Annotated in this window: 12 protein-coding genes and 1 riboswitch; of the genes, 8 read left to right on the top strand and 4 right to left on the bottom strand. The window is 70.9% G+C overall.

Features of this window, described 5'->3' with window-relative positions; translation table 11 throughout:
• A partial coding sequence (locus tag VXC91_RS33790) for a transposase (protein ID WP_329511173.1) occupies positions 1 to 526 on the top strand: 526 nt, incomplete at its 5' end.
• Positions 527 to 892: 366 nt separating this feature from the next.
• Here VXC91_RS33790 and VXC91_RS33785 read toward each other — a convergent pair.
• On the bottom strand, positions 893 to 1,639 hold the full coding sequence (locus VXC91_RS33785; RefSeq protein WP_329511172.1) for a cobalt-precorrin-6A reductase: 747 nt from the start codon (positions 1,637 to 1,639) through the stop codon (positions 893 to 895).
• A 132-nt stretch (positions 1,640 to 1,771) separates the two neighbouring features.
• On the opposite strand from VXC91_RS33785, the gene VXC91_RS33780 reads away from it, so the two are divergent.
• Complete coding sequence (locus tag VXC91_RS33780) at positions 1,772 to 2,551, top strand: HAD-IIA family hydrolase (RefSeq protein ID WP_329511171.1); 780 nt, start codon at positions 1,772 to 1,774, stop codon at positions 2,549 to 2,551.
• Between the two features lie 27 nt (positions 2,552 to 2,578).
• Here VXC91_RS33780 and VXC91_RS33775 read toward each other — a convergent pair whose 3' ends face one another.
• Entirely contained in the window at positions 2,579 to 3,352 is a 774-nt protein-coding gene (locus VXC91_RS33775) for a sulfite exporter TauE/SafE family protein (protein ID WP_329511170.1), read from the bottom strand.
• Between the two features lie 605 nt (positions 3,353 to 3,957).
• Here VXC91_RS33775 and helR point away from each other — a divergent pair.
• Positions 3,958 to 6,105 (top strand): RNA polymerase recycling motor ATPase HelR, encoded by a 2,148-nt coding sequence (gene helR, locus VXC91_RS33770; protein ID WP_329511169.1) that lies wholly within the window; start codon positions 3,958 to 3,960, stop codon positions 6,103 to 6,105.
• Positions 6,106 to 6,149: 44 nt separating this feature from the next.
• Here helR and VXC91_RS33765 read toward each other — a convergent pair whose 3' ends face one another.
• Positions 6,150 to 7,337 carry a thiolase family protein gene (locus VXC91_RS33765; protein WP_329511168.1) on the bottom strand — a complete coding sequence of 396 codons (1,188 nt, stop codon included), beginning with the start codon at positions 7,335 to 7,337 and terminating at the stop codon, positions 6,150 to 6,152.
• Positions 7,338 to 7,635: 298 nt separating this feature from the next.
• Positions 7,636 to 7,730: riboswitch (TPP riboswitch) on the top strand.
• Between VXC91_RS33765 and VXC91_RS33760 the strand changes: the two genes are divergently transcribed.
• The 5 genes from VXC91_RS33760 to VXC91_RS33740 all read left to right on the top strand — a co-directional run bounded on the left by VXC91_RS33760 (position 7,722) and on the right by VXC91_RS33740 (position 13,717).
• Positions 7,722 to 9,116 carry a purine-cytosine permease family protein gene (locus VXC91_RS33760; RefSeq protein WP_329511167.1) on the top strand — a complete coding sequence of 465 codons (1,395 nt, stop codon included), beginning with the start codon at positions 7,722 to 7,724 and terminating at the stop codon, positions 9,114 to 9,116. It overlaps the preceding riboswitch by 9 nt.
• Positions 9,113 to 9,910 (top strand): bifunctional hydroxymethylpyrimidine kinase/phosphomethylpyrimidine kinase, encoded by a 798-nt coding sequence (gene thiD, locus VXC91_RS33755; protein WP_329511166.1) that lies wholly within the window; start codon positions 9,113 to 9,115, stop codon positions 9,908 to 9,910. The genes VXC91_RS33760 and thiD overlap by 4 nt, the downstream gene beginning before the upstream one ends.
• Before the next feature lie 104 nt (positions 9,911 to 10,014).
• Positions 10,015 to 11,271, top strand: a complete 1,257-nt coding sequence (locus VXC91_RS33750; RefSeq protein ID WP_329511174.1) for an arsenic transporter — start codon at positions 10,015 to 10,017, stop codon at positions 11,269 to 11,271.
• Between the two features lie 200 nt (positions 11,272 to 11,471).
• Positions 11,472 to 12,911 (top strand): NADP-dependent phosphogluconate dehydrogenase, encoded by a 1,440-nt coding sequence (gene gndA / locus VXC91_RS33745; protein WP_329511165.1) that lies wholly within the window; start codon positions 11,472 to 11,474, stop codon positions 12,909 to 12,911.
• Between the two features lie 122 nt (positions 12,912 to 13,033).
• Entirely contained in the window at positions 13,034 to 13,717 is a 684-nt protein-coding gene (locus VXC91_RS33740) for a hypothetical protein (protein ID WP_329511164.1), read from the top strand.
• A 137-nt stretch (positions 13,718 to 13,854) separates the two neighbouring features.
• Here the strand turns inward: VXC91_RS33740 and VXC91_RS33735 are convergent, their stop codons facing one another.
• Positions 13,855 to 15,669 carry an ABC transporter ATP-binding protein gene (locus VXC91_RS33735; protein ID WP_329511163.1) on the bottom strand — a complete coding sequence of 605 codons (1,815 nt, stop codon included), beginning with the start codon at positions 15,667 to 15,669 and terminating at the stop codon, positions 13,855 to 13,857.
• Positions 15,670 to 16,053 lie beyond the last annotated feature (384 nt).

The following is a 16,053-nucleotide window of genomic DNA, read 5'->3' as shown; positions in this document are numbered from 1 at the left end:
ACGCTCCGACCTGGCCGGATGGGCGGAGTACGGGTACTGCGCCAGCCACAGCCGCTTCTTCTGGGGCCTGCGCCTGCACCTGGTGTGCACCCTGCAGGGCCTGCCGATCGCCTTCACCCTGACCGGGGCCAAGGCCGACGAACGCGAGACGCTGCTGGACCTGCTCGCCGCCGAACCGCACCTCGTCGCCGCCCGGCCCGGACAGACGCTGATCGGCGACAAGAACTACTTCGGCTGCGACTTCGAACACCAATTGGCCGAGCAGCACATCCGGCTGCTGCGGCCGACCCGCAAGGGCGAGCCGGAACGGCCCGGCGCCCCGCTGTTCAAACCGTTGCGGCAGGTCATCGAGTCGGTCAACGAGACCTTCAAGGGCCAGCTCAACCTCGAACAGCACCGAGGCCGCACACCGGACGGCGTGATCGCCCGCGTCATGCAGCGCATCCTCGCGCTGACCGCCGCGATCTGGCACAACGACCACACCGGCCAGCTCGTCCTGCGCTCACTGACCGCCTATGACCACTGACCCCTTGGAATAGATCATCTAGGCGGAGCGATCCTGCACGCGGGACACGGCTCGGCCCGCGCCACGCCGGCGCGTCCGGCACGGGCCTTAAGGCTCCTGTCGCGTGCGCGCACCCGGTCGAAATCCGCGTGCCGCGCGCCCCCGGCCACGGTCAGACTCGTACGATGTCCCCCCGATCCGCTTCCGCGATCCCCGCAGCACTCCGTGCGACTTCCTCGACGCGATCCTGGTGACGTGCCCGCGCTGCCGGCGCATCGTATGACACGGGACAGAAGATGACGCTTGTTGCGCGACTGCCGGCGTGGGTCGCGTGCGCCAAGCATCGCGACGAGGTGCTGCGCGCCGTCGACCGGGTCCGCGCCTCCGTCATCCCGGGCTGAGCCCCAGCAGTGTCAGGACCGCGAAGACATCGGGTACTGCCGTCACGCCGTAGGGGAGAGGCGGACGCCGGACCACGACCACGGGGAGCCCGAGATCCCGTGCGGCCGAGAGTTTGGCCGCTGTCGCCGCTCCCCCGCTGTCCTTCGTCACGAGCACATCGATGTGGTGGCCGACGAGCAACGCTGTCTCGTCCTCGACCGTGAACGGCCCGCGGGCCAGTACCACCTCGGCGTCCGGCGGCACGGGCGGCTCGGGCGGTTCCACCGACCGCACGACGAAATGGAGGTCCGCCAGGTCCACGAAGGCCGCGAGCCCCAGCCGGCCGGTGGTGAGGAACACCCGTCGGCCGAGCGGCGGAAGCAGGGCCGCCGCGGCGTCGAGCGAGGCCGCTTCGTGCCAGCGGTCACCGTGGCCAGCGCTCCAGCCGGGCCTGCGCAGCACCACGGCGGGGACTCCGGTGGCCGCCGCTGCCCGCGCCGCGTTCGCGGTGATGCCCGCGGCGAAGGGGTGCGTGGCATCGACCAGGGCGTCCACCTGGTGCGCGCGGAGCCAGGCGGCGAGTCCTTCGGCACCGCCGAAAGTCCCGACGCGGACCTCGCCGTCGAGCGCGCCGGGCCGGGAGACCCGCCCGGCCAGGGAGGTGGTCACCCGCACTCCGGGCCGGGTGACGAGCGAAGCGGCGAGTTCGCGTGCCTCTGCGGTGCCGCCGAGGATCAGGACGTGCGGGGACATAGTGCAGAGGGTAGGCGCAGCCCGCCGTCCCTGCTCCGGCCGGTATACGCGGTCGGCCAGGGCGGCAGTGCGGTCATGTCGCGTCCCGCACGCCGCAAGGCGGGTGGGCACCGCGCTCGTTATCGTCCTGCCATGGACTCAGTGCGTGCCCTTCTCATCGACATCGACGGGGTCCTCACCGTCTCCTGGCAGCCGCTGGCGGGCGCGGTCGAGGCGCTGCGAGAGATCCGCGACTCCGGCCTCGCCGTCGCCCTGCTCACCAACACGACCTCCCGCACACGCGCGTCGATCGCCGGGACCCTCTCCGCCGCCGGCTTTCCCGTGGCGGCCGAGGACATCCTGACCGCGCCCGCGGTCACGGCCGCGTATCTCGCGGACCATCTGCCGGGCGCACACTGCACACTGCTCAACAGCGGTGACATCCGCGAGGATCTCGTCGGCGTCTCCTTCGCCGACGACGCGGACACCGTCCCGGACGTCGTGATTCTCGGAGGTGCCGGGCCCGAGTTCGACTACACGGCACTCAACCGCGCCTTCGGACACCTTCAAAGAGGTGCGCGGCTGGTCGCCATGCACCGCAACCTGTACTGGCGCACGGACCGGGGGCTGCAGCTCGACTCGGGGGCGTTCCTGCTGGGCCTGGAGCAAGCCGCACACACCAAGGCCGTGGTGACCGGCAAGCCGTCGCCCGCGTTCTTCGAGGCGGCGCTGGCCCATCTCGGAGTGAGCGCCGGTCAGGCACTCATGGTCGGCGACGACATCGAGTCCGACGTCCTCGCGGCCCAGCACGCCGGGGTCACCGGCGTGCTCGTCAGGACCGGCAAGTATCTGCCCGAGACCCACCGGGCGGCGAGCGGGGAGCCCGACCACGTCCTCGACTCCTTCGCGGACCTCCCCGCGCTGCTCCGGTAGTCGGACCGGTGCCCGACGGACAGAAGCTCAGCGCAGCAGCAGCTGGACGCCGCCCACCACCGTCGCCGCGATCACCAGTTGCTCGAACAGCCGCTGATTGATCCGGTGCACCGCCCACTTCCCGATGAACGCGCCCGGCACGACGAACACCGCGAGCGCCGCGTCCAGCAGCAGTGAGCGGCCGTCGATCAGACCGAGGCCCGCGCTGAACGGCACCTTGGAGACGTTGACGATCAGGAAGAAGAAGGCCGAGGTGCCGAGGAAGCCGAGTTTGCGGAATCCGGCGGAAAGGAGATACATCGACATCACCGGGCCACCCGCGTTCGCCACCATCGTGGTGAAGCCGCCGAGGATGCCGTAGGAGCGGGCCTTGACACGTCCGGCGCGCGTGGTCACCGAGTCCGGTTCCTCGTCCTGTTCGGCGCGGCGGCGTCGCCCCATGGTGACCGCCGCCATCAGCAGCAGGATCGCGCCGATCGACGTCCGTACGATCGCGTCGTCGGCCCACACCAGGAACAGCGTGCCGAGGACGACGCCCGCGGCCACCGCCGGGAACAGGCGCCACAGGGTGGGCCAGTGAGCGTGCCGCCGGTAGGTGAGAACGGCGAGGACGTCGCCGACGATCAGAACGGGCAGCAGCACTCCGGTGGAGGCGCGGGCGGGCAGGACGGCGGCGAAGATGGCCAGGCTGACCGTGTTGGCGCCGCTCACGGCGGTTTTGGAGAAGCCGACGAGCAGCGCGGCGAAGGCCAGTGCGGCGAACCCCCACAGGGATATGTCCCAAAGCGTCATCGTGTTCATGCGGGGACCGATGCTATGCCCACGCATCTTGCCGTGTCAGGAGTGTCTCGCCTGGTGGTCCGCCCCGCGCGGCCCTGCCGCGCGCCCCGCACCGGCAGATTCCCGAACGCCTGTGGCCCGTGACCGTGTTGGCGTCCGCCGGAAAGCGTGCCGCCGTGGTGCCGTGGTGCCGCACCGTGTACGGGAGGGGGGAGAGATGGATGGCGGCGATGGGTTCGGGCCGGCCGTGCCCGAGGAGGCTGAGAGCGTGTCGTACCGCGGTTGTGTGGATGCCCCGCCGGCCAGTCGCCGTCTCACGAGGGACGTGCCGTCCACTGCGGTCGCTCACGGCAGAGGAGAGCACCCACCCCTCGCCAGTCTCAACGTATAGCGCACCAGGGGGCTTGCGGCAAGGCCCGGGTCGTACCGCACAATCACAGGCCGAGACCGGAACCTGAGGAAATGGGAGATTCACGTAGTGCGTTGGTCTTTGTCTGTTTATAAAGCGTGCGGTGACGTCGAGTCGGTGACGGGCCCCGTGCCGCGGTTGCGGGCCTCCGGCGCCGGGCCCGGGGTGTGCACGCCGCCGGACTTCGCAGGCTCGACCTCGGATCGGAGCCGCTGACGTGAGCCCCCTGACCACCAGCGCGTTCGACCTTCCCGTCCGCCTCTCCTCCAAGGCCGACCCGATGCTGATCGCCGGCGACGAGCGGCACTTCGCCGCGATCGCGGAGAGTCTCGAGCAAGCGATCGCCGAACTGTCCGACCGCCTCGACGCCGCACTCAAGGCGCCCGGCGGCATCGGGCGGCAGGCGATGGACCGGGACGCGGAGGTCCACCGGTTGACCGCTCGTCTTCGCGCCTTGCGTCGCTTCGGCCTGGACCTGTGCCTGGGTCACATCGTCGGCGCGGACGACGCGGAGCCCATGTACATCGGACGACTCGGCCTCACCGACAGCACGGGGCGTCGGCTGCTGATCGACTGGCGCTCCCCGGCCGCCGAGCCGTTCTTCGCGGCGACCCACGCGAATCCGATGGGTCTGGCGAGTCGCCGCAGATATCGCTGGACGCGCGGCCGGATCAGCGACTACTGGGACGAGGTGTTCACCGCCGACGGGCTTCAGCGGCGCGCCGCTCTCGACGACCAGTCCGCCTTCATCGCCGGCCTGGGTGGCAGCCGGTCGGCCCGGATGCGAGACGTGCTCGCCACCATCCAGGCCGACCAGGACGCCATCATCCGGGCCGGATCCCGTGGCGCGCTCGTCGTCGACGGAGGTCCTGGTACGGGCAAGACCGTCGTCGCGCTGCACCGCTCCGCCTATCTCCTCTACTCCGACCCCCGTCTCGGTCACCGTCGTGGCGGCGTGCTGTTCGTCGGTCCGCACCAGCCGTACCTGGCCTACGTCGCCGACGTCCTGCCCAGCCTCGGAGAGGAGGGGGTGCGGACCTGCACCCTTCGGGACCTCGTCGCCGAGGGGGCCGGAGCCACGGCCGAGACCGACCCGGCCGTGGCCCTGCTGAAGTCGTCCGCGAGCATGGTGAAGGCGATCGAGACGGCCGTGAGGTTCTATGAAGCGCCGCCCACCGAGGGCATGACGGTGACGACCCCCTGGTCCGACATCCGGCTGAGTGCCGACGACTGGGCCGAGGCGTTCGAGGCGCCGGACCCCGGTACTCCGCACAACGAAGCGCGCGACCAGATCTGGGAGGCCCTGGTCGCGATCCTCATGGACAAGCACGACGGCGACGTCTCGCCCGACCTGTTCCGGAGGGCGCTGCAGCACGACGAGGAGCTGGTCGGGAACCTCAATCGCGCATGGCCTCTGCTCGAAGCGGCCGACCTCGTCGCAGATCTGTGGTCGGTACCCGCCTACCTGCGGATGTGCGCTCCCTGGCTGGGTCCCGACGACGTCCGGAAGCTGCAGCGCGCGGACGCCCGGGCCTGGACGATGTCCGATCTGCCGCTCCTGGACGCGGCCCGGCGGCGACTCGGCGACCCGGAGGCGTCACTGCACAAGCGCCGCCACGAGGCCTCCGTCACCGCCGAGCGCGAGCGCATGGCCGCCGTCATCGACAACGTGCTCGCGGCCGATGACGACGGCGAGGGAGCGGTGACGATGCTGCGCGGGCGGGACCTGCAGGACAGTCTGATCGACGAGGCCGCACTGCCCGGCACCGCAGAGGAACCCCTCGCCGGTCCGTTCGCGCACATCGTCGTGGACGAGGCTCAGGAACTGACCGATGCGGAGTGGCAGATGCTGCTGCTCCGCTGCCCGTCGCGGAGCTTCACCATCGTCGGGGACCGCGCTCAGGCCAGGCACGGGTTCACGGAGTCATGGAAGGAACGGCTCGAGCGGATCGGGCTCGAGCGTATCGACGTGGCCTCCCTGAGCATCAACTACCGCACGCCGAAAGAGGTCATGGCGGAGGCCGAGCCGGCCATCCGAGCCGTGCTCCCGGATGCCAATGTGCCGACGTCCATCCGCAGCGGTGACGTCCCCGTCGTCCACGGTTCTGTCGCGGATCTGGACGCGATCCTCGACACCTGGATCACCGAGCATGCCGACGGGATCGCCTGTGTCATCGGCGATCCCACGTTCCGGGCGACACCTCGCGTCCGGTCACTGACACCGGAGTTGTCGAAGGGGCTCGAGTTCGACCTGGTCGTCCTCGTCGACCCGGAGACCTTCGGCACGGGTGTCGAAGGAGCGGTCGACCGCTATGTCGCGATGACCCGGGCCACCCAGCAACTCGTCGTCCTCACGAGCTCCTGACGTCGCCCGGGCCGGCGTTCGGCGACCGGCGTCTCCCTCGGGGTTCAGTCCCGCTCGACGAGCACCGTGCTGCCCTGACCGACGCCCACGCACATCGTGGCGAGGCCGCGGGCGGCGCCGGTGCGTCGCATGCGGTGCAGCAGGGTGGTCAGGATGCGGGCGCCCGAGCAACCGAGCGGGTGGCCGAGGGCGATGGCGCCGCCGGTGGGGTTGACCAGGTCCGGGTCGATACCGAGACGGTCGACGCAGGCGAGGGCCTGGGCGGCGAACGCCTCGTTGAACTCGGCCTCCTGGATGTCGCCGATGGTCCAGCCGACGCGTGCGAGGGCCTTCTCGGTTGCGGGGACGGGGGCGATGCCCATGACGTCCGGGTGGACCCCGGCCGAGGCGCCCGCGACATAGCGGCCGAGGGACTGCAGGCCCAGCTCGTTCAGGGTTTCCTCGCTGACGAGGAGGAGACCGGCGGCACCGTCGTTCATCGGTGAGGCGTTGCCCGCCGTGACGGTGCCGCCCTCGCGGAACACCGCCTTGAGACGGGCGAGTTTCTCGTACGACGTGTCCTCGCGCACACCTTCGTCGGCGGTGACGACGACACCGTCCGGCCTGGTCACGGGCAGGAGCTCGGCGTCGAAGTACCCGTTCTTGCGGGCGTCTGCGGCGCGCCGGTGACTGCGCAGCGCGAAGTCGTCCTGGCGCTCGCGCGCGATGCCGTACCGCGCGGCGAGCTCCTCGGCGGTCTCGCCCATGGACAACAGGCCGTGGAGTTCCTTCATCGCCGGGTTGACCAGCCGCCAGCCGAGGCGGGTGTCGGCGGTCTCCATGCGGTGCGGCAGGGCCTCGTCGGGGCGGGGCAGCACGAAGGGGGCGCGGCTCATGGACTCCGAGCCGCCCGCGAGCACGATGTCGGCCTCGCCCGCGGCGATGGTGCGGGCGGCCATGGTGACCGCCTCCAGGCCGGAGGCGCACAACCGGTTGACCGTCGCGCCCGGCACGGACTCGGGCAGGCCGGCGAGGAGGGCGGCCATCCGGGCGACGTTGCGGTTGTCCTCGCCCGCCTGGTTGGCGGCTCCCCAGTAGACGTCGTCGATACGCGCCGGGTCGAGAGCCGGCACGTCGGCCACCAGACCGCGGATGACGGTCGCCGCGAGGTCGTCGGGCCGCACGGAGGACAGAGCACCACGCAGTCTGCCGATGGGGGTGCGGCGGGCTGCCGCGAAGTGGACGGTACGCACGACGAACTCCTGAGCGCCCTCGACGAGTAATTAGCACTGCTAGTTTTTGACTATAGAATGCGGGGCGGCCGCTGGGAAGATCCCCGGCTCCGGTGTCCGAGAGTGCCTCTCTCCCACCGGGTTTCGCCCCACGTCTCTCGGGCAGCCGGGCGCCTGTGGAGTGCGACACGCGGCATGTACGGCGGGGGACCTGCTGGACATCGCGGTGCCGTGCAGCCGTGCTCCGATCGGCCGTCGCCGGATCCGGTGGCGGCCAATCCGTATGGCACATCCCGCGACTCGCGTTAGTCTTGCCGCCGTACCGGACACGGGGTGCCCCACCTGCGGGCTGAGATCACACCCGTTGAACCTGAACCAGTTCGTACTGGCGGAGGGATGTCTTTCATGCCATTGGCGCATGTTTCCGGCGGGCTGCCCGCCGACAACCGGCGAACCGTCTTCGACGGACGGATGCCCAGTGCCCCCGGCGACCTCAGGGTCGAGGGGCACGGCATCGAACCGGTCCCCGAGAGCAATCGCTACGGCGGCGCGGGCCGACTGTTCACGGTGTGGTTCGCCCCCAATCTGACCATGACCGGTGTGTTCACGGGCACCATCGGCATCACGCTCGGCCTCGACTTCACCACCGCGCTCGTCGCCGTCGTGCTCGGCACGGTGCTCGGCGCGGTGCCCACCGCGTACCTCGGCACCTGGGGAAGCCGCACCGGCGCGGGTCAGCTCCCGCTCGCCCGGCTCGCGTTCGGACGCTCGGTGGCGCTGCCCGGAGCGCTGCAATGGCTGTCGTCGGTCGCCTGGGACGCGCTGATCGGGCTGTTCGGCGGGGACGCGCTGGCACGGCTGTGCGGCTGGCCGTTCTGGCTCGGCGTGCTGGTGATGATGCTGGGGCAGGGTGCCCTGGGGGTGCTCGGCTACGAGGCGATCCACCGTCTGCAGATCGTGATGACCTTCGTGCTCGCGGCCACCTTCGCGCTGATCGCCCTACGGATGCCCGCCGGCGTCCACCTCGTCACCACGGGCAGCGCGCACGGCGCGGACCGGGCAGGCGCGTTCGTGCTGACCAGCACCATCGCGCTGAGCCTGACCCTGTCCTGGGCCCCGTACGCCAGCGACTTCAGCCGCTACCTGCCGCGCGCCACGTCCCGGACCCGGATGTTCTGGTACTCGCTGCTCGGTCTGGTGGTGTCCTTCCTGGCCGTACAGGTCCTCGGTCTGTGGGGCGCCTCGGTGCTCACCGACCAGACGGCAGCCGGGGTGGACAAGCTGCTCGGCTCAGGCGCGCCGGGCGCGTTCGGGCTGCTGGCGGTGGCGCTGGCGGCGCTGTGCAGCAACGCCATGAACGACTACAGCGGCTCCCTGGCGCTGCAGACCATCGGCGTGCGCATTCCGCGTCCGGCGGCGGCCGCCCTCGCTGCTGTGCTCGGATTCCCGCTGGTGCTGTGGATGCACGCGGCCGACACCACTGCCCGCTTCCAGAACGTGCTGCTGTTCGTCGGTTACTGGATCCCCGGGTTCGTGGCGATCGTCGTCGTCGACTGGCTCGTACGGCGCGGCCGTGTGACCGACCTCGCCGCCGAGACGGCCCGGCCGCGGTCGGCATGGCCCCCGCTGCTGGCGTTCACCGTGGCCTTCGCCGCGGCGGTGCCATTCATGGACACCGGCTTGTACGTGGGCCGTGTGGCGCACGCGCTGCACGGCGCCGACGTCTCCTACTACGTGGCGTTCCTGGTGGCCCTTGCGGTGTACGCCCCGCTGCGCGTCCGAGGGGAGGGCCGCGCATGACCGCGCCGCCGCGCGTGCTGACGATCGCCGGGTCCGACTCCGGGGGCGGCGCCGGGATCCAGGCCGATCTGAAGACCATGCTGGCGCTGGGCGCCCATGGAATGAGCGTGGTCACCGCCGTCACCGCGCAGAACTCCGTCGGGGTGCAGGGCGCCTGGGAGCTGCCCGTGGAGGCGGTGCGCGCCCAGTACCGCAGCGTCGTCGACGACATCGGCGTCCAGGCGGTGAAGACCGGCATGCTCGCCTCGCCGGAGCTGGTCACGGTGGTGGCCGAACTGCTCGCGAACGTGGGGGTCCCGGTCGTGGTGGACCCGGTGAGCGTCTCCAAGCACGGGGACCGGCTGCTCGCCGACGACGCGCTGGACGCCGTACGGACCCGGCTGCTGCCGTGCGCGACGGTGACCACGCCGAACCTGGACGAGGTGGCGGAACTGACCGGCACCGCGGTGACCGACGAGCCGGGCATGCGCCGCGCGGCCGCGGAACTGCTGTCGTACGGTCCCCGCTGGGTGCTCGTGAAGGGCGGGCATCTGTCCGGTGCGGCCGTCGACCTGCTGACCGACGGCCGCGAGGAGCACTGGCTGCGCGCGCCGCGCCACGACAACCGCCACACCCACGGCACGGGCTGCACCCTCGCCTCGGCCGTCGCGGTGGGGCTGGCGCAGGGGCTGGTGGTGCCGGAGGCCGTACGGCGGGCCAAGGAGTACGTCACGGAGGCCATCGCGGCGGGCTTCGCCCTGGGGGCCGGCATCGGGCCGGTGGATCACGGGTGGCGGCAGCGGTCGGGTGGGTGACGGCGACGCCGCAGCCGCATCCGGGGCACTGCGCGTCGCGGGGATGCCGCCTGGCCTGGTGTTATGGAAGGGCACCGCCGAACCCGTTCCGGAAGGACAGGACCCTGAACACCCCGCTCGCCGAAGCCGTCTCCATCGTCCTGCTGGTCGCCGTACTGGCCGGCGCCGTGGTGCGTCCCTTCGGGCTCCCGGAGGCCGTCGTCGCGGTTCCGGCGGCCGGGATCGCGATCGCGACGGGCGCCATCTCCCCGGCCCACGCAGAGGCCGAGGCCGAGCGGCTCGGGCCGGTGATCGGCTTTCTCGCGGCCGTTCTGGTACTGGCCCACTTCTGCGACGTGGAGGGGCTGTTCCGGGCGTGCGGCGCCTGGATGGCGCGGCAGGCGGCCGGTCGTCCCGGGCGCCTGCTGACGGCGGTGTTCGCGCTGGCCTCGGTGATCACCGCCGTGCTCAGCCTGGACGCCACGGTCGTGCTGCTCACCCCGGTGGTGTTCGCCACGGCGGCCCATATGAGCGCCCGCCCCAAGCCCCACCTCTACGCCTGCACCCATCTGTCGAACACGGCCTCGCTGCTGCTGCCGGTCTCCAATCTCACCAATCTGCTCGCGTTCGGCGCCTCGGGGCTGAGCTTCACGCGGTTCGCCGCGCTGATGGCCCTGCCGTGGCTGGTGGCCGTCACCGCGGAGTACGTCGTCTTCCGGAGGTTCTTCCGCCGCGACCTCGCGGCCGGGGCCACGCTTCGGGGCCAGGACGAGCCTCCCGGGCTCCCCCTGTTCGCCCTGCTGACGGTGGCCTGCACGCTCGCCGGGTTCGTGATCGCGTCCGCCGTCGGTATCGACCCCGCTTGGTCGGCACTGGGCGGAGCGCTGGTCCTGGCCGGGCGTGCGCTCGTCCGGCGCCGGACCACCCCCCTGACGGTGGTGCGGGCCGCGGCGCCGTCCTTCCTGGCATTCGTACTGGCGCTGGGCGTGGTGGTGCGGGCGGTGGTCGACAACGGGCTCGCCGACGCCCTCGGTCGGGTGCTCCCCGACGGAACCGGGCTGCCCGCCCTGCTGGGCATCGCGGCCCTGGCGGCCGTGCTGGCCAACCTGATCAACAATCTGCCGGCGGTCCTGGTCCTGTTGCCGCTGGCCGTCCCATCGGGCCCGGGCGCGGTCCTCGCCGTCCTGCTCGGCGTCAACATCGGCCCCAATCTCACCTACGCCGGTTCCCTGGCCACACTGCTGTGGCGCCGCATCGTGCATCAGCACGAGCACGCCGTCGACCTCAAGGAGTTCACCAGGCTCGGGGCGTTCACCGTACCGACCGCGCTGGTGGGAGCGGTGGCGGCGCTCTGGGTCTCCCTCCACGTCGTCGGAGCGTGACGGGCCCGGTGCCCCGCCCGGTCCGGGGCGCGAGGCCGTGGGGTTCACACCGGTGCCGCACCGGGATCCCGCTTCCCGCGGTGAGCAACTCCCGCCCCGCTGTCCGTACCTGATCGGGACAGCGGTGCGAGCCGCACCGAGCGAGATCCGCCGCGCCCGAAGGACGGGGGCGCGGCGGAACCGGACCCTAGGAGCACAGCATGCAGGCGACCGCGCAGATCGGCGTCACCGGGCTCGCGGTAATGGGCCGCAACCTGGCCCGGAACTTCGCACGGAACGGGTACACCGTCGCAGTGCACAACCGCACCCCGACCAGAACCAAGGCGCTGGTCGAGGAGTTCGGGCACGAGGGCGCGTTCGTGGCCGCCGGAACGGCCGAGGAGTTCGTGGCGGCTCTGGAACGTCCGCGCCGTCTGATGATCATGGTGCAGGCGGGCGCCGCGACGGATGCCGTGATCGAGGAGTTCGCACCGCTCCTCGAGCCCGGCGACATGATCATCGACGGTGGCAACGCGCACTTCTCCGACACCCGGCGCCGGGAGCGGTCGCTGCGCGAGCAGGGCATCCACTTCGTCGGGGCGGGTGTTTCGGGAGGTGAGGAGGGTGCGCTGCACGGGCCGAGCATCATGCCCGGCGGCTCCCCGGAGTCGTACGCCTCGCTCGGACCGATGTTCGAGACGATCAGCGCCAAGGTCGGCGGCGAGCCGTGCACCACGCACATCGGCACCGACGGCGCCGGGCACTTCGTGAAGATGGTGCACAACGGCATCGAGTACGCCGACATGCAGGTGATCGGCGAGGCCTACGACCTGCTGCGCCAGGTGGCCGGGTACTCCCCAGCCGCGATCGCCGGCATCTTCCGCGAGTGGAACAAGGGGCGCCTGGACTCCTATCTGATCGAGATCACAGCGGAGGTACTCGCCCACGTGGACGCCGCGAGCGGCAAGCCGTTCGTGGACGTCGTCGCCGACGCCGCCGGGCAGAAGGGCACCGGGCGCTGGACCGTGCAGACGGCCCTTGAGCTGGGCTCCCCGGTCACCACCATCGCCCAGGCCACCTTCGCCCGCGCCGCCTCCGGCCAGTCCGCGTTGCGCGCCGCCTACCGCGGACTGCCGGGAGGTACCCGGTGGGACCTCACCTCGTGCGAGGCCGAGCGCTTCACCGCGCAGGTCGAGCAGGCCCTCTACGCCTCGAAGCTGATCGCCTACGACCAGGGCTGGAAGATGATCCTGGACGCCACCGAGGAGTTCGGCTGGGAGATCGACCTCGGCGCGGTCGCCAAGATCTGGCGCGGCGGCTGCATCATCCGCGCCGCCTTCCTCGACCGCATCCGCGCCGCCTACGCCGCCGAGCCGGGTCTGGTCAGCCTGCTGTCCGACGCCGGGTTCGCGGCGGAGATCGCAGACGCCCAGGTGCCGTGGCGCGAGGTGATCGCCACGGCGACCCGCCGGGGCGTGCCGGTGCCCGCGTTCTCCGCCGCGCTCTCGTACTACGACTCCCTGCGCGCCGGGCGTCTGCCGGCCGCCCTCACCCAGGGCCAGCGCGACTACTTCGGCGCCCACACCTACCGGCGCGTCGACCGCGAGGGCACCTTCCACACGCTCTGGGGCACGACCGACCGCGCGGAGAAGGAGGCCTGATCCCGACCGGGCTCCCCCAGCGGTAGCCCGGCCCAGGGGCAGACGTCGGCGGCGGGGTGGGCACGCCCGCCGCTTCCCCCCTGCGGCGGATGCGCGCGGACGGCCGTACGACACTTACCCGCATGACAGAGGCACCGCAGAAGGCCAGGGTCCCCGCGTGGCGGCGGCCTACCGACGGTGAACACCGCTGGCAGGTCGCCGCGGTCGTCGCGCTCATCATCGCCGCCCAACTCACGGAGCCCCGAAGGCTGACCCTTCACCCTCACTGGCTGCTTCCCGCCGTGGAAGGCGCCTTCCTGGCGGTGCTTCTGCTCAGCAACCCGGGCAGGATCAACCGTGAGTCCGTCCCGCTCCGCACCGCGTCCCTGGCTCTCGCGGCGATCGCCAGCCTGGCCAACGCATGGTCGCTGTCGCTGCTCATCACCACTTTGCTCACCGGACACGAGGAACGTTCCGCGAGCTCACTGCTCCTGGTCGCAGCCGGCATCTGGGGCACCAACGTCGTGGTCTTCGCCCTGTGGTACTGGGAGTTCGACCGCGGTGGCCCCGTCGCGCGGGCCCACGCCCACCGCGCGCATCCCGACTTCCTCTTCCCCCAGATGCAGTCCCAGGAGTTGGTCAGCCGGGACTGGGAGCCGGCGTTCTTCGACTACTTGTACGTCTCCTACACCAACGCGACCGCATTCAGTCCGACGGACACGATGCCCATGTCACGGTGGGCGAAGCTGCTGATGCTCATGCAGTCGGCCGTCTCCATCGTCACGGTGGGCCTGGTCGTGGCTCGCGCGGTGAACATCATGCGGTGACTGCGGGAAGGACGGCGGCCGCTTCCGTCGACGCGGAAACGGCCGCCGTTCGGGGCAGACCGCAAGGAAGCCGGCTGTCGATGTCCACACCGAAGCGCAGGACCGCGCGCCGATGCGTCGACGGCGCCGGCTCACGTTCAGTGCAGTTCGGCCCGCGCAGGACTGTCGCCGAGGAAGCCGCCCGACTGGTGCTGCCACAGTTTCGCGTAGGCGCCCTCCAGGGTGAGCAGTTCCTGGTGCGTGCCCTGCTCGACGATCCGGCCGCGGTCGAGAACCACGAGCCGGTCCATGGTGGCGACCGTGCTCAGCCGGTGTGCCACCACGAGCGCCGTCCGCCCTTCCATGAGCTGCCACAACGCCTCCTGGACGAGGATCTCGCTCTCGGAGTCCAGCGCGCTGGTCGCCTCGTCGAGCAGCAGGATCGGTGCATCGCGCAGGATCGCCCGGGCGAGCGCGACCCGCTGGCGCTGACCGCCGGACAGCTTGACACCGCGCTCGCCCACCATGGTCTCGAAGCCGTCGGGCAGCCCGTCGGCGAACTCCGTGACATGTGCCGCCTCGGCGGCGCGGCGGATCTCGGCGTCGGTGGCGTCCGGCCGGGCGAACGCGATGTTGTCCCGCAGTGAGCGGTGGAACATCGCCGGGTCCTGCGGCACGTAGGCGATAAGGCTGCGGAGGTCCGCCTGGCGCAGCCTGTTGATGTCCTGACCTCCGATCAGGATCCGGCCCGCGTCGATGTCGGTCATCCTCAGCAGCAGCCGGGTCAGGGTGGTCTTGCCGCCGCCGGACCGGCCGACGAGACCGATCCTGGACCCGCTGGGGACGACCAGGTCGAGCTCCTCGAAGAGCGGTTTCCCGCCCAGGTGGGCGAAGGTCACCTGCTCGAAGCTGACATCGCCGTTCCGGGACCGCAAGGGCTCCGGCGACGCCGGGTCGAGCACGGTGGGCGCAGTCAGCAGCAGTTCGGTGAACTGCGCGGCCTCCGTCATCGAACTCTCCAGACGACGGTAGATCTGGTTGAACTCGAACATGATCCGTGTCGCGTTGCTGTAGTACGTGAAGGCCACCACGACCGCCTCCACACCGTGCCCTCCCCCGTCGAGTGTGACCGCGAGCAGCAGACCGAGCGCGTTGGTCAGCACGGACATCGGCGCGACCAGCGTGTCGATGCGCAGGTTGCCGTAGTCCCACGACTTCAGCATGAGGCGCCGCGACTCGGCGACGCGGGACCGGTGCTCGGCGGCCTCGCGTTCCTCGGCGGCGAACGCCCGGACCGTGTCCATGTTCATCAGGCTGTCGGCGACATGGCCCGACACCCGGGCGATCGCCTCCTCGCGCTGATCGACGAGCGCCTGGCGGCGGCGGATGAGGGGCACCACGCACAGCGCCGTCAGTGCGATCATCGCCAAGAGCCCGACGACGAGCAGCGGTTCGTAACGCCACAGCACCACCGAGCCGAACAGCAGCGGCACGAAGCTGCCCACGACCGAGAAGGTCAGCGTGTCGACGAACTCCTCGAAGCGGGAGGCGAAGCTCAAAACGCGCTTGGTCAGCGATCCGGCGAAATTGTCGTGGAAGAACGCAGCGTCCTTGGCGAACAGCTCGTCCATGCCGATCACGTACAGGCGCTCGATGCCGAGGGCGTCGAGACGGTTCAGGCAGTGGAGTCCGAGGCGCCACAGCGCCTCGGCGATCAACAGTACGCAGGCGAAGCCGAAGACGTAGGGAAGCATCGAACCGACGGTGATGCCGGCGCCGCCGGCGATGCGGCCGACGAGCTTCGCGACCACCAGCGGCGCGATGTAGTTGATGCCGATGTTGCCCAGCGCCGGGAGCAGCATCGCGGGCAGCGTGAGCCGCCGGAGCCGGGCTAACTCCCGTGTGTAGTAACGAAGCGCCAGGAGCACCGAACGCTTGCCCGGCGCAACCTTCCGCGAATCAGGTGATCCCATCCCAACCCCGTGCTGTCGTGTGGCAGCCCGCCACGTGCTTCTTCCGGGTGATGACGTTGCCTCGGTGACCGTGTGGAGCTCGGTTCGGGTGAGCGCCCTCGTTCGGGCCGCCCGCTGACAGACGGGGCACGACAACGATGCCCCGTGCAGCTCGCGGGGACACCGACGGGCGAACAGGGGCAGACCGGAAGTCGAAGTGTCCCGCGAGGGCGCCCGCGGAGTCCAAACGTTTTCCCGGCCGACGGCAGGCGTCGCACGGCGGCGAAGCAGCTTCCGGGGCACGCTCTGCGACACCCCGCCCCCGCAGGAGCCACCTGGGCAAGGACACGAGGAAGGCCGTCTTCCCATCTCTGAGAAAACGGCCTCCGACCTGCTACGAAGCTG

Source organism: Streptomyces chiangmaiensis, from assembly GCF_036281785.1.
Classification (GTDB): domain Bacteria; phylum Actinomycetota; class Actinomycetes; order Streptomycetales; family Streptomycetaceae; genus Streptomyces; species Streptomyces chiangmaiensis.
This window is presented reverse-complemented; position numbering and strand designations above follow the sequence as displayed.